This window comes from Streptomyces sp. TAA204 (assembly GCF_000424965.1).
Genome location: NZ_AUKW01000006.1, coordinates 219,716 through 240,706, shown reverse-complemented (window position 1 = coordinate 240,706; position 20,991 = coordinate 219,716). Strand labels below are relative to the sequence as shown.

Sequence of the window (20,991 nt, the reverse complement as noted above, 5' to 3'; positions counted from 1 at the left end):
TGTGGTGCCCCTCAGGTGCTGGCGGTGCTCGTGGGTTGCAGCTGGAACTACTCGGAACTCGCGGCGGACAGTAGGAAGAAGACGGCGGTGGTCAGGCCCGTCAGCAGGGCGCCGACGAGGACTGCCGACCCGATGCCGTAGGCGGTGTACAGGACACGTGCGCGGTGCGGATAGGCCGCCGCGGCGGCCCGGTCACGCATCCGCAGCCGGAGGTACCGGCCGCTCTCCGGTGCGTAGGCGCAGACACGCAGCGCGTGGCTGAGCATGGTGTAGCCGTCGAGCGGCGGCAGCGGCACCAGATTCACCAGTGCCTGCACGCTGCCCAGCAGCAGCAGTCCGGACAGGACCCGGTGCGTGGGGTCCTGCGGCGGCAGCGCCCACCACCAGGCCGCGGCGGGCAGCAGCAGCACCAGGTTGATGAAGGCCCCCGCGCCGGCGATGGTGAGCTGGTGTCTTCGGCGGCGCAGATACACGTAGTCGCCGACCGTGCAGTACATGATCGCCACCGGCAGCCGCCACCGCAGACCGATCTCGCTGACGGCGGCGCCGAAGTGGCGGGCGGCGACGCCGTGTGCGAGTTCGTGCAGGGCGATGCTGAACCAGATGGCCGCGCACACCGCGAGCAGCGCGACGGGCTGCTGGAACAGCCACCAGGTGTCCCGGCCCAGCTCGCCGAGCCTCGTGGCCAGCACCGCCTCCATCGCGACGGTCAGCGCGAGCACCGGCAGCAGCACCCAGGAACGCAGCAGCGGCCGCAGGGCCCGGTGCAGACGGTCGGTGGTGGCACCGGCGTCGGCCACCATGCGCAGCCTGCCCTTGAGCACGCCGCCGGTGGCCATGCCCGCGGTGTGCGCGGCGCCGCCGGCACTGCTCCCGGGTCCGGACTCCCCCGGGGCCGGCGGCACGGACGGCGCCCCCGCGAGGAGTCCTCGGCTGCCCAGAAGGCCCAGCAGCTGCTGCCAGTTGGCCTCGCCCAGCCGCTTGCCGAAACGCTGTGCGTACTCGGTGCCGATCTCCGCCAGCGAACGTCCGCCGTCGAGCCGGGAGATGAGGAAGTGCTCCTTGGCGCCGACCTCGAACGACGCCCCGCTGCGCGGGTCCTTGACCAGGTGGATGGTCGCGGCGGCACGCAGCATCGCGGGGCTGAGCAGGACGTCCGGACGGAGCGCCGGGCGGTGGGTGAGCAGTTGGGGCGGCTCCGCGGTCACGATCTCACCGCCGGTGCGGGCGGATGCGTTCCGCCGCCCTCCTCGTCGCCGCTGCCCTCGTCGCCGCTCTCCAGGTCCTCCCGCAGCACCCGTCCGAGTACGTGGGCCAGGTATGCCTCGTCCCGGATCGTGACATGCAGCCGGTTGTTGGTCATGTGCATGTAGGGCGAGAGCAGTGTCGGCAGCACCACGGCCAGGTCCGTCACCGGGTGCGTCCCCTTCTCCTGCGGCGGGGCGAAGACCAGCTCGCCCCGCCCGGCCGACTCCACGACACGCTCACGCAGTTCGAGGCAGTGCCGCGACCAGCCCTGCAGGAAGCCGGGCAGTCGCACCGTCTCCTGCGAGCCTGTCGGTGCGCCCTCCCCCGCTGAGCGCATCGCCGCGACGGCCCGCCGGATCTCCCGGTAGCGGCGGCGCAGCCCGGGCGCCGTCTGCGCGTAGTTGCGGTCGTACTCCTCGGAACCGATGAACCCCGTACCGGGGAAGGCCCGGTGCCAGAACTCGTAGTACTGGTCGAGGTAGTCGGCCTGCTTGCGGGCGTCGGGCAGGAAGCAGCTGAGCATCACCATCATCAGCTGCGCCGAGGTGCCCAGGAGCACCGTGCGCAGATGGAGGTTCATGCTGCGGAAGGCGTCGATGACGAGGTCGCTGGAGTGGGCGAAGTGCCACTCGGCGAGTTCGACCCCGGCCGTGCCGCCGTACTTGGCGTACTCGGGGGCGTAAGGCTCCCAGGAGCGGGAGTTGTTCGGGCGCAGGTTCATCCGGCCGTCCTCGCCCATGAACACGCCGCGGTCACCCTGGGGGAACTCGATCTCGAAGAGCGCGTTGTAGAACTCGTTGAGGAAGCCGGTATCGACCTCGTAGAGGGCGGGGCGGGTCCGCAGGAAGGAATCGAGCGCCTCCTCCGCGCGGCGGCGGACCTCGGCGGTCGCCGCCTCGGTCGCGGGCCGCAGCCTCAGACGTACGTGCGGTCCCTCGAGCCAGTAGTTGAGGAAGAAGTACCCCGCGAGCAGCCCGTCCTCGCGGAGCGAGGCGATCAGCGGGCGGACGCAGTTGACCAGCAGGGGCTGCGGGTTGGCGGCGTAGAAGGTGTGGATCGCCTGCCACTCGCCGGGCTGCTCCCCCGGCCGGGCACCGGCGGGGAGGGCTGTCTCGTCGCTTCGCCGGGTCGGCTGTGTCATCGGGTTGCGTCCTTCGCGGATGGGGTCAAGGTGAAGGTCTCGACGGCCAGTTCGGCGACATGACTGCCCCGTGCGGAGCGGACGTGCAGACCGTCCTCGGTGGGGAGCATCTCGCGCAGGACGACCTGGTCGGTGGCACTGCGCACCAGGGCCTCGAAGGCCGTCAGGGACAGGGGGCTGTCGAAGTCCAGATAGCTCGGCTTTGCCGGTGCGGCGGCGTTCGTCCCGCCCGTGACCGTCGCGAACACCTGCGCGGGCAGGCCGTGCCGGCGGCGCCAGCGCTGCCAGCCCAGGAACCAGCCGTGCTCGTCCGTCCCGGGCTGCTGCCGCGCGGGCAGCGATTCGGCGTTCGCGCTCCAGCTGCGGCGGCTCACGACGAGGTCCCCGTAGCGCACCCGCGGGCGCGCCGTCACGCCGTCGTGCGCCTCCGGCTCGGGTACGCCGCCCCACACGTCCAGACGGGCCATCGACGTCGGCGAGAGCAGCAGCAGTGTGCGGGAGATCTCCGGCAGCGCCAGCGGCACCAGATAGCCGAGATAGACCGGCACGACCTCACGGCCCAGGCGGCGGGAGCGCAGCACGAGCCGGTCGGCGTCCTCGTCGTGTTCGACGAGGAGGTCCTCCAGGTGGATGCGGGCCTCCTCCGGGACGGTGGAGGTCTCCCCCGGGCAGACGATCTCGTAGTCGGTCAGCCTGCCGTGCAGGTTGAGGTTGCTGGTCACGGCACCGCCGGTGACCTCGGCCAGGACGGCGCCCCGGGGAGTACGCGCGGCGGCCTGTGCGCGCAGTTCGGCGCAGAGCCCGCCCTGCCCGCTGTCCGGCGGCCGGCGGCTGCCGCGGTCCGGCGGGGCGTCGTCGTAGACGTGAGTGAAGCGGCTGAAGGGGAAGGAGAGCCCGCCGTAGGAGCGGTTGACCACGACCAGGGGGGCACCGTCCTCGCGCGCGAGCTGCACGTGGTGGCTCTGCGGGGCGAAGCCGGGGGCGACCGGTTCGAGGTGCGCGGCCACGTCCTCGAAGTGGCCTTCACCGATGTGCAGTTCGGCTGCGTCGCCGCGTTCCGCCCACAGCTTGCGCATCCCGTCGGTGAAGGCGCGCCGGGCGGAGTCGATCGACCTGATGCCGGGCAGATTGAGCCAGTTCTCCTCGGGGACGTACTCGCCGCGTTCGTCGAACGCGCGGCGTTTCGCGGTGAAGGACAGGTACTGGTCGAAGAAGTCCTCGTGGAAGTCGTGCACGAGGCCGAGGAGGTCCTCGCACCGGCCTCCGCGGCCGTAACGGGCGACGAAGAAGCCCTTGAAGGTGACGCGCTGGGGCAGCGTGACGTCGAAGGCCGGCAGCACCCTCTCCAGGGCGCGCAGATCGCGGCCGGCCCGGCCGCTCCGGCCCTCCCACGCGCAGGCCACGTCGGTGCCGGCGCTGACGTCCTCGTAGAGGATCGTCTGCGGCAGGCCCGGCTCGGCCGCGCCGAGCTGCCGCTGGACCCGGTGCAGTCCTTCCCTCAACTCCCGCAGCAGGTCCGCGCGTCGCCGCCCTTCCGCGGACGGGTAGGCGGCGACGGCCGCGGCGGGCCACTCCAGACCGTCGGCGGCCTGCTCCGCCCAGGGACGGTCCAGTCCGCGCAAGGCCCTCTGGAAGGAGCGCAGAGGATCGCGGCTGTGCACGTCCGCCTCCAGGCAGGGAACCCGGATCATGCCGAGCTGGAGCAGGGCGGTCAGGTACGCCTCGCACTGCTCGGGAGGTGCGTCGTGCTCCGCGCCGAGCCAGTCGGCCAGTTCGTGGTAGCGGCGCTCCTCACCGTCGTCGAACAGGGCGATCAGACGGTCCAGGATTCCGCTGCGGCGCAGGAAGAACAGCCGGTCCTTGACCGAGTCGAACGTGACGGCCGCGTCGTCGTCGCCGGCCGTCACCCAGCGGCGTACGTAGCGCACCCGGTCCTCGTCCCGGCCCCAGCCGGAGGCCAGGCGGACGGGCAGGTCACGGCGGCGTGCGGGGTCGGCGAGGATCAGCTCGGCGAGCCTTCCGAGCACCACGACATTGAGCCGGGTGTGGCTCTCCCACGCCTCCTCCAGCCGGATCGCGGCGGTCCGGGAACCGTCCCCGTGCCCCTCCTCGAAGAGGCCGGTGGCGACGCCGGTGAAGGTGCTGAAGGGACTGGTCTTGCAGGCCGTGCGGTACAGGTACGACAGCAGGGAGCGTTCGACCTTGCGCATCCGCTTGTCCGGACGGGCGCCGGAGGCCGCCTTGCGCAGATATCCCTCCAGGTGGCCGTCCAACGTCGGTGAGGCGAGCAGCAGCCCCAGCCGCAGGCGCTCCTCCCCCATCAGCGTGCGCAGGGCGGCGCGGCTGCGTTCCTGGTCGTCGGCGAGCAACTGCGCCCCCCGGGCGCTGAGTTCCTCCAGTTCCTGCCGTCGGGCGAGCCAGCCGGCGACCTGGCTGCCCGCGTCCGCGTCCAGCTGTGAGATCAGCTCCACCGCCGCGGCGGGATCGGCGGGCAGCCGGTTGTTGAAGATCTGGCGGCGCAGGGCCAGCAGCCGGCGGCGTGCGGCGTCCCCCGAGCCGCGTACGGCGGTGCCGGTGGTCGTCACCAGGCTGTGCAGTACGTCGGAGAGTTCGGCCGCGCTCTGGCGCAACCGGTCCTCGGCGGCCAGCACTTCGTCCGCCCACCGGCTGCTGTCCGGACAGCGCAGCGCGTGTACGGACTCCACGGGCAGCCCGGCGGCGCGGAGCATGAAACGGCGGCCGGTCTCCCAGGTGCTCGTCTGTGAGGTCATGGCACATTCCCCCATCGCCATTCAGGCGATCTCGTAGCGGAAGTCGGCGGGACGCGGCCGCTCGTGGCCGAGCAGCATGATCAGCAGCGGTGTCTCCCCGGTGCGCTCCAGGCCCAGCATCTCGGCGTAGGAGACGCTGTCGAAGCCGAGGGCGACGCCCGCGCCGAGTCCCAGCGCGGCGCAGACGGTGTAGAAGGCCTGCGAGACGGCTCCCGTCGTCGCACCGTAGAGCCGGTACCCGCGGTCGCCGACGGCGTCCAGCACCGCCGTGGTGCGGACGGTGGGCACGAGCACCGCCGCGCTCTGTTCGAGGTTGTAGTTGGCGAGGAAGTAGTTGCTCTGCAGGAACTCGCCGTGCGGGCCGCCGGCCACCAGGCGCAGGGCGTGCGCGTCGGGGTCGTACTCGTAGGCGCCCGGCGCGACTCCCTCGACGTGGTTGACGAAGGCGTAGAGCTTGACCAGCCGTGTCCCTCCGGGCGGTTCGGCGTCGGTCTCCAGGGTGACGGCGGCCGACGCGGCGAGGGCGGTGGCGAACCGGCCTCCGTCGACCGGGCGGGTGGCGTCGAAGCGGCCGAAGCTGCTGCGCCTGCTGCGCAGCGCCTCCCGAACGGTGACGGCTTCCGCTTCGGGCGGCGGCAGGGGGAGGGGGTCGCCGGTGCCGGGGAGCGGCAGCGCCGCGGCGGGGGCGAGCGCGGCCGGGGCGGGGCGGTCGGTGGAGTTCTCCGCGGTCGCCGCGCGGATGCGCTCCAGGATGCCGAAGTCCAGCACCGTGCGGGAGAGTTCGACGTCGCGGTGGTCCACGCACGGAGCGGCGGAGGGGCTCCGGGGCCGCGCTGCCGGCGGGGGCGCGGGCGCGGTTGCGGCGTCCGGGTGCTCCGTCTCCTGCCACGACAGCGGCACGACGGCGAAGACGCCCTCTTCCTCGGGCCGCGTGCCCAGCAGCCGGTTCAGGCGCGGCTCGTCGAACCACATCGCGGGCTCGACGCGCAGTCCGCGGGAGTGGGCCCACATCCGCCAGCTCTGCAGGACGGTGCCGACGTCCATGCTGACGACGTGGAAGGAGAAGCTGTTGTACTTGAATGAGTTCTGCCAGTACTTGACGCCCAGGATCAGGAACTGGTCGGCGTGGGGGCCCTCCTGTCCGCAGCCGGCCGCCTGGCGCACCTCGCCGGTGACGTCTCCCGTCAGCAGCCGCTGCATGGCGTGGCGTTGGTTGGCGTAGTGGTACACCCCGGGTGTCAGCGGGCCGCCGGGCCCGCTCACCCAGTAGATGCTGACCGGGTAGAGGCCGCCCCCGGAGGCCGTGCCCCGGGACCAGTTGGTGCGGGTGTAGTGCGGCAGCGCTGACAGGTCGGTGTTGGCCTGGACGCCGAGGCGGCGCGCGAGAAGCCCGTAGGAGTCCTGGAGCATCCCCGACAGCAGGGGCAGCGTGAAGCGCGCCGTGCCGGGGGGCCGCCGGCCGGGCAGAGTTCCCTCCGCGACGCCCGCCGCCCCCGGGAGGTCCGTCTGCGGCAGCGGGAAAGTCTCGGCTCCCGGATAGTGCTTGCCCTTCCTCGGCCGGTCGGCCCAGTCGGGCACGAAGTCGGCGGGCTCCATCGGGACGCGTGCGCGGTGCTTGATGGCTTCCGCGTAGTCATGGGCGTAACCCACGGAGACACTCCTGTCTGTATGACGGGCGGTCACGGGAACGGGTGCGGGGCGGGGTTGAGGTCGCACGGACGCAGCTCGTCGCCGCGCAGCCCGGCCTCCTTCAGGGCGGTGAACATCCTCGGCATGCCGCGGGCACGCTGCCGTGACCAGCCGAAGTCGATGGGGAGCAGGCCGGGCACGAGGACACTGACGGTGTGCAGGCCGAGGGTGCGCTGTTCTGGCAGGGTCTGGTCGACGACGACCACGTCGAAGCCGGCCGCCGTGACCGCGTCCACGCAGCGCCGCAGCACCTCGCGGACGTCGCCGCGGGAGCCGTCGCCGCGGGTGCCGGCGCCGTCCGGGCCGCCGGGCAGACGCAGTTCGCCGACGCGGCGCAGTCCCGACGGCTGCGGGGCGGCCAGCAGGAAGTCCGCGTAGCGGCCCATCTCGGGGATGCCGTACAGCAGGGGGTGGTCGTGCAGCGCGGTGACCCTGGCGAAGTCCCCGGCCATGGCACGCAGCCGCTGCTCGTCCGAGGCGGTGCGGCCGGGCAGGTTGACGGCGTCCGTGGCGATCTCGCACAGCGCCCCCTCCAGCGCGGCCTCCGGGTCGGCTCCGGCTCCGGCGCCGAAGCACATCCGGCCGGTGCCGCCGTCGAACCGCTCGGCGACCGCGGTGACCACGGGGACGGGGAAGGAGATACGCGTGTCGAAGAACCGGGCCCGGTAGCCGTACATCGCCAGCCGGTCCACCATGTGCCGCACGGAGGGGCGTTCGCTGGTACCGGGGTCGATCTCGGGCAGGGGCTGCTGCCCGTACCAGGCGAGCAGGAACGCGTCGCGCTCGATGACCTCCATCAGTCCGAAGTAGCACGCCTCCTCCAGACAGCCGCCGGAGGCACAGCCGTTGGAGCTCTCCTGCACGAAGCGGTTCTCCAGACCGGGCGCGTGATAGTACGTCAGCACCTCGGGCACCAGACGGGGCGTGCCGTCGCGCAGCGAGCAGCCCCACACCCAGGGGATCTCCCGGTCGGGCGCGAACGGGGTGACACGCGGGTTGTCCCGGTGGAAGGCGTCCGGGTACAGGCCCACCTCCCGCGGGTCCACCGCCAGTTCACCCAGCTCCTCCAGTGTTCCCCTCACCCGTGTCGTCTTGGCCCGTGCGCGCATGCCCGCGTAGCGCTCCAGGCCCTCCAGCACTCCGATGCGGGCGCTGGCGGCGAAGGAGTCGGCGTGGCCGCCCCAGAACGTCTCGCGCAGATACTCGCCCGAGCGCATCGAGAAGCAGCCGATGGTCGCCGAGGTGGAGGTGGAGGAGACGTCGTGCACGACGGACGGACCGAGCGCACCGCACACGGGGTTGGCGAACGCGGCCACGTCGATGCCGTAGGTCTCCAGCGGGCGCACCCTGAGCGCACCCGGTGCGTACTCGGGTGCCGCCGACAGGGCGATCCGCGCCTCGTCCTCGGTGTCGGGGCGCGGACGTGCGCAGCCGGGGCACTGCGGGTCGGGAACGAGCGGGTGGCTGCGGACGGTCAGGGTGGCCAGGTCGAGCAGGTGCACCTCGGGGAAGGTGCCGCCGCGCCCCCGCTGCTGCGCGGCCGTCACCAGCGCGGCGACGGCGTCCGCGGCGAAGGGCGTCGCGTACGGCCACTCCCCCGCCGCGTGCGTGGCGCCCCCGGTCTCCAACGCGTCCCGCATCGGGACGGAACGCACCGACTGCCAGCGGCGGGCCAGACAACGGCGGCAGCCGGTGACGCCGTCCCCCTCGTCCCCGGGGACGGGACCGACGATCACGTGCTGCCCGTAGACGTGGACGGGCACCGCAGCGGGAGCCGCGGCCCCGGGAGGCGGCCCGGCTGCGGACGGCTGCGTTGCGGCGGCGAACTCGTCGCGGACACCGAGTACTTCGACACGGACCTCCGGCCCGCCGGACCGTGCCAGGCTGCGCCGCAGCAGCGCACCGAGCGGGGGCCCCTCGTCCGTCCCGCCCGTCACCCGCGTCTTCCCCGGCGGCCCGGCCCCGGTCTCCACGGCCTGCCCTGTCTCCACCGCCTCCCGCGTCCTAGACGCCATGGCCGTCGCCCTTGGTGAGCAGCACGCGGACGGTGCTGATGCCCGCACTCGCCAGGTCCTCGGAGCCGGTGGCCACGACCAGGGCGTCACGGCCGGCTTGGCGCAGCCGCTCCAGTACGTCCGTCCAGGCCGCCGTCTCGGGGGAATCGGGGGCCCGGACCGTCTGACCGGTGGCGGTCAGCGTGCCCGGCGCGAGATCGGGCAGCAGCGGATCGCCGGTGTCGACGGGGGCGGCGCCCTTGTCCCGGCCGAGCTGGATGCGTCCGAGCAGGTCGCGCAGCGCGGCCGACGCGGCTGCGTCGCGGCTGCGTTCGCTGCCGAGGGCCCACTGGCCGCCGGCGCGTGCGAGCAGTACGTGGACCCCGCTTCGTGCGCTCTCTCCCAGGTCCAGCAGCTCCCACGCCAGGCCGAGCTGGTCCAGCGAACGGGTGAGGAAGGTGAGTTCGGCGTCGTCCCTCCCCTCGCCCTCCGCCGCCACCGGGACGGTGCTCACGGGGGTGGCGGCGCGCACGGCCCTTAGCAGCGCGTCGTGGGCGAGCGCGGAGAGCAGCCCCCGGGCGGCGGCGTCCGCCAGGGTCGTGCCCGAGCCGGTGCCGGCCGTGGTCGCCTCGAAGGCGCGTGCGGCGTTGCCGGGGGCGAGGGTGCGCACAGCGGCGGCCGGTACGAGCAGTTGCTCCTTGCTGAGCAGTGAGGCCGCCACCGTCCAGGCGGAGACGTCCGCGGCCGTCGTGCCGGTGCCGGCGGCGGTGGTGAGCGTCCCGGGCGCCAGGGAGCGCATCAACGTCCGTGCCTCGTCGAGGACTTCGCCCTCCGGCAGGAGACGTGCGGGAACGACGTGTTCGGCGTACACCTCGGCGGCCGCGTTCAGCGCCCGCAGCCGGGCACCGGCGACGTGGTGCACGTCGAAGGCGGCGATGCGGCGCACCAGGCCGTGTCCGACGCCGAGTTCGACGACTCCGGCCTTGAGCGGGATCTGGGTGAGGGCCTCGTCCGCGAACCGGGTGAAGACCCCGGCGTGCTCCCGTACGAGCGCCGAGCGCCGGTTGAGTTCGTCGACGAGAGCGTCCGCGTCACGGGCGGTGGCCACATCCGGCATCGTCAGGGCCTCGTCGGGTGCGGCCGTCAGGTCCACCGTGGGGGCCGCCCAGGTGCCCTCCGCCGCCCCGCGCCGGCTGCCGGGAAGCTCCGGACGCGTGCACAGGGTGCAGCGCGGGTGGGGCAGCAGCGGCTCGGAGGTGACGTCGAGCGAGGCCGTGTCCTGGACGATCAACTGGCCGTCCGTCTCGGCCCGCAGGGCTCCGGTGGCGTACCGGTAGATCTCGTAGGCGAGCATGTTGCCGGTCATCGCCGAAAGTGGCCGGTCCGGCTCCCGGCCCGCCGGTGCGGCTCCGGGCAGGGCCAGGGCGCTCCACACGTCGGCCGACGCGGCGGCGCCGTCCCCCGACCCCAGGCGCAGCAGGGCACAGGAGAGGCAGCCGGGACGGCCGTGGGCCATCAGGGGCCCCATCACGGTGTGTTCACCCCACGACCAGGCCGGGACGAGCACGGGCCCGCCCTGCGGTATGCCCTCGCGCAGCAGCGGGAAGAGCCGCTGCGCGGCGCGTGGTCCGCCGGTCACCAGGACGGCGTCGAAGGACGCCAGTTCCTCCCACCCGCACGAGGCTGCCGCTGTGGGCCCGTCGCCGGCCGTGAGCGTGGTGATGCCGACCGGGCAGCCGTCGTCGGCTGCCGAGCGCGCCTCGGCGTCGATGTCCTCCCGGTCGAGCCCCGGCAGGACGGCCACGGATGAACTGCCGTTGCGTATCAGGCCGAGCACGCACCAGCGGGCGACGGCGTCCTCGCCGAGAACGGCCACCCGGGTCTGCCGGAAGCGCTGGAAGGCCCGTTCCGCGTCGTCGGTGTAGTGGTCTGCATAGGCGATCTGCGCCGCGAAGCGGCGCGCGGCCTCGGGCGAGGGGAAGCCCTCGTCGCCGGGCCCTCCGTCCGGTTCGGGGACGTCGCGGGCGAATCCGCGCGCGTAGAGCGTCCTGACCAGTTCGCCGAGCATGGCGCGCTGTTTCTCGCCGAAGCCCTCGCTGATCTCACGGACCGCGTGCTGCCCGTTGAGGTGCGGCACGATCAGCGTGGCGAACTTGTAGGCGGACTTGGCGGTCAGCTGGAAACCGCCGTCGGCGTTGTGGAAGAGCACGCCGTCCGGTGTCTCGGTGAAGAGCACGTCACGGCGTATGCGCGGTCTGGTCCCGGCTACGGCTTCGTATGCGGCTGTTGCCATGTGTGGTGACACCCCTGGGTGGTCGGGCGCGGTCGGCGAGGCTGCGCTGTCGGTGGCGGTGCGGTCTTCTGATCCCCTCAGCCGGGAGCGTCGGGGCGCCGCCCCCGCCCGGGGTCACGGGCCGCTCGACGCGCGTAGCGCCGGAGCAGACCGTGCATGCGGTACGGGCCCGGCGGGCCGTCCTCCAACAGCCCCGCGTCCGCGAGCTGTTCGAGCAGCTCCTCCGCCTCCGGCGGCCCGGTCCCCAGGGGAGCGGCGGCGTCGTCGCCCGAGAGGTGCGCGCCTTCCTCTCCGCCCACGCGCAGGAACACCTCGGCCAGCGGGGGCCGGAGGCGCTCCAGCGCACCGTCGAAGACGTTCGGCACGGACATGCGCGGGTCGTCGGCCAGGGCGAGCCGGGCCGGGCTGTCCTCGGCGAGCCACGCGGCGCAGTCGGCCACGCTCAGAGCGGGCCGGGTCAGCAGGCGCGCCGCTGCGATCCGCAGGGCCAGCGGGAAGTGGCCGCACAGTGAAGCCAGTTGCTCCGCCGCCTCCTCCTCAGCCTCGACGCGCTGCCGGCCGAGCGTACTCACCAGCAGCTGACGGGACTCGCCGGGATCGAAGGTGCCCAGCCGGTGCACGTGGCCGCCGTGGGTGGCGACCAGGCCCGCAAGACCGCGTCTGCTGGTGACGATCACCGCACTGCCCTCGACGGCGGGCAGCAGGTCGCGTACCTGGTCGGCGCCGAGCACGTCGTCGAGCACCAGCAGCGAGGGGCCGGCGCCGCGCTCCGGGCGCGGGCCCAGCGCGGCCAGCGCCTCCTCGGTGCTCAGCGCGCCGCCGTCGGGACGGACCATGGGCAGCACGCCGCAGCCGCCGGGGAAGGCGTCCTTGATGCGGTGGGCCGTGTGGAGGGCGAGGGCGCTCTTGCCGATGCCGGGGGCGCCCGAGATGACCACCAGGGCCTCGGAGGCGGCCTGCCGGCCCGTCAGACGTTCGCCGATGGCTTCACCGGCGGCTGTACGTCCGGTGAAGCAGGAGACGGGAGCGGGCGGGACAGGCCGCCGGACGGGCGCGGGCGGAGCACCGGCCGGTGCGTGGGGCTGCCCTGCCGCGGACGTGAGCGCGGGCGGAGAGTCCGTGCCGCCGCCCGCGCCGAGTGCCGGCGGGTGCACGGGCGGAGAGCCTGCCGGGAGACCCGGCGCGGACACCGGCGCCGCCTGGTCGGCCACGGCGGGCCCCAGGTCGTCGCCCCGCAGGATGGACAGCTCCAGCCGCTGCAGCGACGGGCCGGGGTCGACGCCGAGTTCCTCCTTCAGCCGGGTCTTGACCCGCCGGTACTCGGCGAACGCCTCCGCCTGACGCCCCGTGCGGTACAGGGCCTCGATCAGCTGCTCCGAGAAGCGCTCGTGGCCGGGGTGGGTACGGGCCGCCTCCCACAGCTCCACCAGAACCTGCCGGCAGCGGCCGAGGGAGAGTTCGATGTCGCAGGCGCGCTCCAGCGCCCGCAGCCGCTCCTCGGTCAGCCGGGGAACCTCGTCGCGGTGGAGCATCCGGGAGGAGACGTTGGCCAGCAGCGGCCCCTGCCACAGGGCGAGAGCCTCCTTGAGCTGGTACAGCTCGCTCTCGGCCTCGCCCGACTCCCGTGCCGCCCGTACGAGTTCGCGGAAGCGCACGAGATCGAGCGTCCCGGCGTCGGCGGGCATGCGGTAGCCGCCGGGGACGGCCTCGACGGCGCTGTTGGCGATCCCGTACCTGGCGAAGATCCTCCGCAGTCGCAGAACGCACGTCTGCAGTGCGGCTCTTGCCGTCGCCGGCTGCTCGTCGTCCCACAGGGCACGCAGCAGGTAGCCGGTGGCGACCACGGTGTTGGGGTGGGCCAGGAGCGCGGCGAGGAGACTGGTGGGCTTGGAGGGCTGCAGGACGACGACGTTACGACCGTCTGCGATGCTCAACGGCCCCAGCAGCTGAAAACGCATCCACCCGTCCCCCGGTTTCCGTGGTCGCCGTGCCGGTCGAGCCCGGCGTCAACTTTTCGCCGAATTCAGCACAGTTGGCCGACTGGTCCCTTTTCACGTACTGCACCCCCGTCTCGCGCACCGTGTGCGCACTGGTCGTGAATGAACACGGAGAATCGGTCCGGAGCCTTCGCACGCACGGAAAGCAAGGGGCGGTCCGAGCCACTTTGCGCAAGAGCACAAACCGGGGCATCCCCTGCGAGTCCGGCAACCGGGAAGTTCCGAATGCATTCTAGGGAGCGGCCGGAATGCAGGTCGAGACTTCTGTCACAGGCACTCGAAGAATGAGGCGCCAATTCCGGTCACGCTCAGCGTGAAACCGCCGAGTCGCTCCCGAATGACGGTGATTCACACCTCTGGTGCGGTGCGCCGGTGTTCTCACACAATGAGCTGGTCCACCCGCACAGCGGCTTCCGGATTCCGCCGGGGCCGCCCTCACCCATGGAGGACGGGACATGCTCTCTCGAAGATCTGCCGGCGTACTTCGCCGTGCGGCGCACCGCCGCGTCACGGCGCTGGGCACCGCCCTGGTGCTGTTACTGCTCGGAGCGGCACCGGCCTCCGCGGCATCCGCAGGCACCACCACGCCCGGAACCGCCACCACCGCCCGCCCGGGCGGCGAGCAGCCCGCCGCCGCACAGCAGGCGGTGCTCCGCGGAGGGGACCGCATCTACGCTCCCGGAGCGGTCTGCACCCTGGGGTTCAACGCCACCGACGGCACCCAGGACTACGGCATCGCCTCCGGCCGCTGCCTCAGCAGCGCCACCACCTGGTACGCGGACGCCGCCATGACCGTCCCCGCCGGGACGACGGCGGACACGTCCTTCCCCGGCGACGACTACGGCCTGCTCCACTACACCAACCCCGACGTGGCACGTCCGGGACAGATCTCGGCCGGCGGCAGCATCATCGACATCACCGGCAGCGCCTCCCCCATGGTCGGAGCGGTCGTCTGCCATGCCGGGCACACCACCGGCATGCACTGCGGCACCATCCTGAGCGTCAACCTCACCGTCAACTATCCCGAGGGAAGCGTCCACGGCCTGTTCAGCTCCAACGTCTCCGCGGGGGCCGGTGACACGGGTGTGCCCGCCTTCTCCGGGACCACCGCACTGGGCTTCGTCACCGGCGCCTCCGGCGGGTCCACCTTCTACCAGCCCGTCACGGAGGTACTCGCCGCCTACGGCCTGACCCTCCTCTGACCGGCCGTCAGCTCTTCCCTGGCTGCGGCGCGCGGCGACGGCCCCGGCCGCCGTCGCCCGCCGCGCTCAGGTGCCGCTGATGATGCGGGCCAGCTCGTCGACGCCCTCGCGGGTGCCGACGGCGACGACGGAGTCCCCCGCCTCCAGGCGGAACTCCGGTCCCGGAGAGGGGTGCGGGCCGGTGCGGCGCAGCACCGCCACGATGTAGGCACCGGTGCGGGTGCGGGCGCGGGTCTCCCCCAGCTGGCGGCTGCGGAACGGGGACTGGGTGGTCACCGGGATGCGCTCGGTGACCAGGTCCAGGTCCATTTCACTGGTGCCCAGCCGCGGGGTCTGCGGCGGAGCGAGCAGTTCGGCCAGCGAGGCGGCCTCGTCCTTGTCGAGCGGGACGGTGGCCTGGCAGGTGTCGGGGTCGTCGGGCTCGTAGAAGCCGAGGAAGCGCCGGCCGTCCTGATGGGCGACGACGGAGACGTGGCGGCCGCCCCGGGTCTCTATGTCGTACTGCGTGCCGACTCCCGGCAGCTTGGTGCGCTGCGTGGTCATGGCTGCCTCTGCCTCCTCGGAGAGTGCGCGATACGGGCCGTGACGTCGTCACGGCCGGCAACGAGAGTAACGCGCCCGGCCGCGCCGTCCCCACGCGCGTCCGTCCTGCCTGCGGAATCGGCCGCCCGGCAAGGGCCGGGAGCCGGCGGCGAGGCCACTCGGGGCCGGGGTCGGGACGCGGGTCGGGACGCGGGTCCGGACGGTGGCTCCGGGAATCGGGTCCGGGACGCGGGTCCGGACGGGGCGCCCGGCCCGGACCCGGCCCGGGCGGGTCAGGAACCGTCCGGGTCGGCACGCTCCAGGGCGGGCTTGGGGCCGGGCTCCGCCTCCGTCAGCAGGTAGTCGGCCGCGGCGGTGTCCGTGACCAGGGAGGTCACCAGACCCGAGCGCAGCACCGCACCGACGGCCTCCGCCTTGCGCTGTCCGCCCGCGATGGCGACGACCTCGGGCACGCGCCGCAGCCGTTCGGCCTCGACGGTGATGCACCGCTCCCCCAGGTCCCGTCCGATCCGTCGGCCGCTCTTGTCGAAGAGGTGCGCGGACATCTCGGCGGCCACGCCCAGCGAGGAGTAGTGGTCCCGTTCGGAGTCGCTGAGCATGTCGTGGACGGTGGAGATGCCCGGCTCCCAGGAGCCGATGGAGACGGCCGCGACCGTCACCTTGTCGAAGTACTCGAAGGCGCGGGCGATGCCGGTCTGGTTGCGCAGGGCCGCTGCGGTGGCGGAGTCGGGCAGCAGCATGGGTGCGTAGATCGGGTGCGCCTCACCGCCGGCGACCTCGGCGGCCCGCCGTACGGCCTCGACCGAGCCACGGTCCGCGGTGCCCGCGTCGTAGACGCCGGTGAGCTGGACGACCGTACAGGGCGGGAGCTGGCGCAGGGCCGCGGCCATGTGGATGGTGGAGCGCCCCCAGGCGAGGCCGAGCACGTCGCCCTCGGTGACGAGTTCGCCGAGCAGATCGGCGGCGACCTCCCCCAGGTTCTCCGGGTCGGCACCGTCGTCGGCGGCCTCGGAGGGCGACTCGACGACGACCACGTGCCGCAGCCCGTACCGGGCCCGCAGGGCGTCGGAGCGGTCGGCGTCGAGCTCGGCGGGCACCCTGATCTCGATGCGGATCAGGTCTCTCTCCAGCGCTGTCTCCAGCACCCGCGCCACCTTGAAGCGGCTCAATCCGAACTCGTCCGCGATCTGGATCTTGGACTTGCCCTCAAGGTAGAAGCGGCGTGCCATGGCCGCCGCCTGCATGAGCTCGGCGGGTCCCATTCGTGTGGTCCGACCCGACGACACCGCACTCACCTCACTGTCCTGCTGTACGTGCGCATCAGCGCTGGACGTTCATCCTTGCAGATCCGGAGTGACCTTGATCCCACTCCCGCACTCTCCGCGCACCCGGGCGGGAACGGCGGGGGCACCTCTCCAGTGTGCTCGCACCGCGCGGGAGGCGAGAGGGACCGCGGCCGGGCGGCTCACCGAGGGCCGCGGCGGGACCGCGGAGGACGGCCACCCAGGGCGGTGCCGGGGCGTCCCGGCACCGGCGCCCGCGGGAGGGGGAGAGCCCCTCAGCCCAGGTCCCCCGCACCGGCCGCGCCGCGGCCCGCCGCTTCCTCGGCCTGCTGGCGCAGTCCCGTGACGGCGGCGGCGGGGTCGTCGGTGCCGTAGACGGAGGAGCCCGCGACGAAGACGTCGGCCCCGGCCTCCGCGCACTGCTCGATGGTGGAGGCCGAGACGCCGCCGTCGACCTGGAGCCACATCTGAAGACCGTGCTTGTCCATCAGCTGCCGGGCACGGCGGATCTTGGGCAGCATGATGTCGAGGAACGCCTGTCCGCCGAAGCCGGGTTCGACGGTCATCACCAGCAGCATGTCCAGCTCGGGCAGCAGGTCCTCGTAGAGCTCGACGGGGGTGGCGGGCTTGAGAGCCATGGAGGCGCGGGCGCCCGCCGCCCTGATCTCCCGGGCCAGACGTACGGGTGCGGCGGCGGCCTCCGCGTGGAAGGTGACGGAGCCGGCGCCGGCCTCCACGTACTGCGGTGCCCACCGGTCGGGGTCCTCGATCATCAGGTGACAGTCCAGCGGGATGTCGGTCGCCCGGCTCAGCGCCTCGACGACGGGGGCGCCGAGGGTGAGATTGGGTACGAAGTGACTGTCCATGACGTCGAGGTGGAGCCAGTCGGCGCCGCGCACGGCCTCTGCCTCCTCGGCGAGGCGGGCGAAATCGGCGGAGAGGATGCTGGGGTTGATCTGAGCCATGGCCCCAGTATCCCGGTCGCCGCGGCGGCGCGGGCGCCGGTCCCCGGCCGCCGGAGCACATGGGCCGCGGCGGCCGGGGGAGGTCGCCCGCCCCGGACTCTCAGAGCCAGCCGGGGACGACGAAGAGCGCCCACGTCGTGGCCGGCGCGATGGCGCACATGCTCATGCCCCAGACCATCAGGCGCCGGAAGACGGTCTCCCGTTGCTCCTCGGGGGCGTTGGCCGTGACCAGGGCGCCGCTGGTGGAGAAGGGCGAGGAGTCCACGACGGACGAGGAGATCGCCAGTGCGATGATCATGCCCACTGCTCCGACGTGGCCGCCCTGCAGGAACGGCACGGCCAGCGGGATGAGCGCGCCGAGGATGCCGGTCGTGGAGGCGAACGCGGAGACCACGGCTCCGATGAGGCAGATCAGCAGCGCCCCGAGCAGAGGCGCGTCGATCGAGGCGACGCTGTCACCGAGGTAGTCGATGGTCCCGATGCGTTCCATCATGCTGACGAACGTCACGATGCCGCAGACGAGAAGGACCGTCGACCATGCGCAGCGGTCCACCGCGCCCTTGGCCGACTGCGGGGAGACCAGGGTGAGCACCACGGTCACGGTGAGCGCCATCAGGCCGACGTCGAGCTCGAAGAAGAGCGACCCGGTCACGAGACTGAGCAGGCCCAGCAGCGTGAGGACACGGGTGCCGTTCAGACGCATCGGCTCTTCGGGGAGGGCCGCGCCTTCTCCGGCGGGCCCCGCTGGCGCGGGTACGGGAGACGGGCGGGTACCGGCCTGGGCCGTCGCCACCGCGGAGGCGCCGCTCCCGCCCGCCGGCGGGCCGCTGCCGGATGCCGGGTCCACGGAGGAAGGGGAATCCGGGCCGGACGGGGAATCCGGGCCGGAGCCGGCGGACACGGCCACGAGCGTCCCGCCGTCCTTCCCGTCCTCACCGAGCGCGGAGGATTCCTCTTCCGCACGCCGCCCGATGAGGCTCCGCCCGCCGAAGAGGAAGAAGACCACGACGCTGAGGAGGGCGTTGAAGAGGAACGAACAGACGAACAGCAGGGTGGGGTTGCCCGCGAGGTCGTTCCTGGAGACGACACCGTTGGTGATGCTGCCGAAGATGCTGATCGGTGAGAAGCCCCCGGCGCTCGCCCCGTTGATGATGAGCAGACCCATCAGGACGGGGTTGATCCGGTACCGCACACAGAATCCCACGCCGATGGGGGCGATGATTCCCACAGCGGCGGGAACGACCGCGCCCGAGGCCGTCAGTACGGCCGTGACCAGGAACATCACCCAGGGGATGAGCGCGATCCTGCCGCCCACCGCCTCGGTCGCGCGGTATACCAGCCAGTCCACCGTTCCGTTGTTCTTCGCTATGGCGAAGAGGAATGTGACGCCCACGAGGACGACGAACAAGTCGCCCGGGAACCCGCCGAATATGTCGTCCGTGGATTCACCGACGAAAGCCGTGCCGATCACGAATGCCGCGACGATGGCGAGCGCGCCCATGTGGACCGAGGAGACGGTGGCGACGGCGAATACCAGCACCAGTCCCACAATGGATATGACTTGATCTGACACGAGGCTTCCTCGCCTTCGGTCGAACGGTCATTTCACAGGCGCGCCGGTGCCATTCTGAATGAGAATCAGGGGCGTTCAGGAATACTTCGGCCCCACAACTCCGCCCGCCGCGCGCCCTGTTGGGGCTGTTGCGCGAGCGGCCAAGGCAATTCCGCGATCCGGAATCCGGTTTTCGCCTTGGGCGAGTATGGGAGGGGGGTCCGAGCGCGTCAAGGGTTCGCGGCGTGATCCCCCGTCACTCGGCGCTCCCCTCGTGCGCGCGTCCCAGTTCTGCGCTGATCCGCTTCGCCGCCTCGCTGACCAGAGCGCCGTACGCGGACCGCGCCCCGTCCGTCATGCGGCTCGTCGGGACGTTGACGCTGATGCTCGCGACGGGCGCACCGCTCTCCGCGAGGACGGCTGCGGCGACGGCTGAGACGTCCTCACGCCATTCACCGCCGTTGACGGCCCAGCCGCGTGCCCGGGTCTCGGCGAGTTCGTCGAGGAGCCTGCGCGGGTCGGTGATCGTGGTCCCGGTGAACCCCCGCAGCCCCGCAGCGATGTAGCTCTCGGCCGCGCCGGCGGGTTCGGCGGCGAGCACCGCCTTGCCGTTGGCGGAGGCGTGCAGGGACAGGTCCTGGCCCAACGGCAGGATGATCCGCACGGGTTGGCTTGTCTCCAGCCGCTCGACGAGCACCACCTTGCTGCCCTCGCGGACCGCCAGGTGGATCGTCTCGTCGGTGCGTCGGCGCAGGTCCTCCATCACCGGCACCGCCACGTCACGCAGCCCCAGCTCGCCGGTGGCGCGCCGTCCGACGTGCAGTGCCTTGGTGGTGACGACCCATCGGGTGGGAGCGGAGCCGGCAGGACGGATCCACCCCGCACCGTGCAGCGTGATCAGCGTGCGCTGCACGGAACTCTTGGGCAGCTCCATGGCGCGCGCCAGCTCCGCGACACCGATCGGCTGCCGCTCGGCGACTTCCTCGAGAGCCCGGAGGGCGTTGACGACGTTCTGCATCCATTGACTCGTTCCGGAGGGAATCCTATGCTCCGCTGTGCCGTCAGACGATACAGCGTGCCACGTAGCGGCACAACCCATTCGATGGAGTCGGCTCATGACACCGCGCACCGGTCGCCACTTCCTGCAGATCCCCGGCCCGACCAACGTCCCCGAGCAGGTACTGCGCGCCATGTCGGCGCCCACCGTCGACCACCGCGGTCCCGAGTTCGCGGCACTGACGCTCCGTCTCCTGGAAGCGGTCAAGCCGGTCTTCGGCACGTCCGGGCCCGTGGTGATCTACCCGGCGTCCGGGACGGGCGCGTGGGAGGCCGCCCTGGTCAACACCCTCAGCCCCGGCGACCGCGTGCTCGGCTTCGAGACCGGCCACTTCTCCTCGCTGTGGCGGGAGATGGCCCGCTCCCTCGGGCTGGAGGCCGAGCGCGACTTCGTGCCGGGCGACTGGCGGCACGGCGCCGACCCGGACGTCCTGGCCGAGCGGCTCGCCGCGGACACCGCGGGTGAGATCAAGGCGGTCTGCGTCGTGCACAACGAGACGTCCACCGGCGTCACCAGCCGCATCCCCGAGATCCGACGCGCCATGGACGAGGCCGGCCACCCCGCGCTGCTGCTCGTCGACACCGTCTCCTCGCTCGGCTCCATCGACTACCGGCACGACGAGTGGGGCGTCGACGTCACCGTCGCCGGTTCGCAGAAGGGGCTGATGCTGCCGCCCGGGCTGAGCTTCAACGCCGTCAGCGGCAAGGCACTGGAAGCCGCACGGACCGCGCGGCTGCCCAAGTCCTTCTGGGACTGGCGGCCGGTCATCGAGGCCAACCGTCTCGGCTCCTTCTCCTACACCCCGGCCACCAACCTCCTCTACGGTCTGGAAGAGGCCCTGCGCATGCTGGCAGCCGAGGGGCTGAGCGAGGTCTTCGCCCGGCACGCGCGCCACGCCGCCGCCACCCGCGCCGCCGTGCGGGGCTGGGGCCTGGAGGTTCTCTGCCTGGACGAGCGCGAGCACTCCTCCTCACTCACCGCCGTCCTCCTGCCCGAAGGGCACGACGCCGACAAACTCCGCGAGAGGGTCCTGGAACGCTTCGACATGTCACTGGGCGCGGGCCTGGGCCAACTCGCCGGACGCGTCTTCCGCATCGGACACCTGGGCGCCTTCAACGACTTGACGCTCGCCGGGACTCTTGCGGGCGTCCAGATGGGGCTGGAGCTGTCCGGCGTCCCGGTCGACACGGGCGGTCTCGGTGCGGCGCTGGACGTGCTGCGCCCCGAGTGACCGGTTCCGGGAGTTCCGGGCCGCA

At 72.5% G+C, this 20,991-nt stretch carries 14 protein-coding genes; 2 read left to right on the top strand and 12 right to left on the bottom strand.

The window, feature by feature from the left end; all coding sequences use genetic code 11:
* Positions 1–47: 47 nt before the first annotated feature.
* The 7 genes from H343_RS0113905 to H343_RS0113875 all read right to left on the bottom strand — a co-directional run bounded on the left by H343_RS0113905 (position 48) and on the right by H343_RS0113875 (position 13,094).
* Positions 48–1,208 carry a M50 family metallopeptidase gene (locus H343_RS0113905; protein ID WP_028431652.1) on the bottom strand — a complete coding sequence of 387 codons (1,161 nt, stop codon included), beginning with the start codon at positions 1,206–1,208 and terminating at the stop codon, positions 48–50.
* Positions 1,205–2,389: a lantibiotic dehydratase C-terminal domain-containing protein gene (locus H343_RS30520; protein ID WP_051265163.1), complete on the bottom strand. Its 1,185-nt coding sequence runs from the start codon at positions 2,387–2,389 to the stop codon at positions 1,205–1,207. Before H343_RS30520 ends, H343_RS0113905 begins: the two co-directional genes overlap by 4 nt.
* The gene (locus H343_RS0113895) at positions 2,386–5,160 is read right to left on the bottom strand and encodes a lantibiotic dehydratase (RefSeq protein WP_028431651.1); all 2,775 of its coding nucleotides are present in this window, start codon (positions 5,158–5,160) and stop codon (positions 2,386–2,388) included. Before H343_RS0113895 ends, H343_RS30520 begins: the two co-directional genes overlap by 4 nt.
* A 21-nt stretch (positions 5,161–5,181) precedes the next feature.
* Positions 5,182–6,810: a SagB family peptide dehydrogenase gene (locus H343_RS0113890; RefSeq protein WP_028431650.1), complete on the bottom strand. Its 1,629-nt coding sequence runs from the start codon at positions 6,808–6,810 to the stop codon at positions 5,182–5,184.
* 29 nt (positions 6,811–6,839) lie between these two features.
* Positions 6,840–8,864: a TOMM precursor leader peptide-binding protein gene (locus H343_RS0113885; RefSeq protein WP_078505584.1), complete on the bottom strand. Its 2,025-nt coding sequence runs from the start codon at positions 8,862–8,864 to the stop codon at positions 6,840–6,842.
* Positions 8,854–11,136 carry a TOMM precursor leader peptide-binding protein gene (locus tag H343_RS0113880; RefSeq protein ID WP_037903663.1) on the bottom strand — a complete coding sequence of 761 codons (2,283 nt, stop codon included), beginning with the start codon at positions 11,134–11,136 and terminating at the stop codon, positions 8,854–8,856. The genes H343_RS0113885 and H343_RS0113880 overlap by 11 nt, the downstream gene beginning before the upstream one ends.
* Positions 11,137–11,213: 77 nt before the next feature.
* Positions 11,214–13,094: a BTAD domain-containing putative transcriptional regulator gene (locus H343_RS0113875; RefSeq protein WP_028431647.1), complete on the bottom strand. Its 1,881-nt coding sequence runs from the start codon at positions 13,092–13,094 to the stop codon at positions 11,214–11,216.
* 494 nt (positions 13,095–13,588) lie between these two features.
* Here H343_RS0113875 and H343_RS34885 point away from each other — a divergent pair, with 494 nt between their 5' ends.
* On the top strand, positions 13,589–14,335 hold the full coding sequence (locus tag H343_RS34885) for a S1 family peptidase (protein ID WP_051265161.1): 747 nt from the start codon (positions 13,589–13,591) through the stop codon (positions 14,333–14,335).
* A 66-nt stretch (positions 14,336–14,401) separates the two neighbouring features.
* Here the strand turns inward: H343_RS34885 and H343_RS0113865 are convergent, their stop codons facing one another.
* The 5 genes from H343_RS0113865 to H343_RS30515 all read right to left on the bottom strand — a co-directional run bounded on the left by H343_RS0113865 (position 14,402) and on the right by H343_RS30515 (position 19,696).
* The gene (locus tag H343_RS0113865; protein WP_028431645.1) at positions 14,402–14,878 is read right to left on the bottom strand and encodes a cation:proton antiporter regulatory subunit; all 477 of its coding nucleotides are present in this window, start codon (positions 14,876–14,878) and stop codon (positions 14,402–14,404) included.
* A gap of 272 nt (positions 14,879–15,150) precedes the next feature.
* On the bottom strand, positions 15,151–16,140 hold the full coding sequence (locus H343_RS0113860) for a sugar-binding domain-containing protein (protein ID WP_028431644.1): 990 nt from the start codon (positions 16,138–16,140) through the stop codon (positions 15,151–15,153).
* A 296-nt stretch (positions 16,141–16,436) separates the two neighbouring features.
* On the bottom strand, positions 16,437–17,126 hold the full coding sequence (rpe, locus tag H343_RS0113855) for a ribulose-phosphate 3-epimerase (RefSeq protein WP_028431643.1): 690 nt from the start codon (positions 17,124–17,126) through the stop codon (positions 16,437–16,439).
* Positions 17,127–17,226: 100 nt separating this feature from the next.
* Complete coding sequence (locus tag H343_RS0113850; RefSeq protein WP_028431642.1) at positions 17,227–18,699, bottom strand: SLC13 family permease; 1,473 nt, start codon at positions 18,697–18,699, stop codon at positions 17,227–17,229.
* A gap of 235 nt (positions 18,700–18,934) precedes the next feature.
* On the bottom strand, positions 18,935–19,696 hold the full coding sequence (locus H343_RS30515) for an IclR family transcriptional regulator (protein ID WP_037903659.1): 762 nt from the start codon (positions 19,694–19,696) through the stop codon (positions 18,935–18,937).
* A gap of 97 nt (positions 19,697–19,793) precedes the next feature.
* Between H343_RS30515 and H343_RS0113840 the strand changes: the two genes are divergently transcribed.
* Positions 19,794–20,966 carry an aminotransferase class V-fold PLP-dependent enzyme gene (locus H343_RS0113840; protein ID WP_028431641.1) on the top strand — a complete coding sequence of 391 codons (1,173 nt, stop codon included), beginning with the start codon at positions 19,794–19,796 and terminating at the stop codon, positions 20,964–20,966.
* The last annotated feature ends 25 nt before the right edge of the window (positions 20,967–20,991 follow it).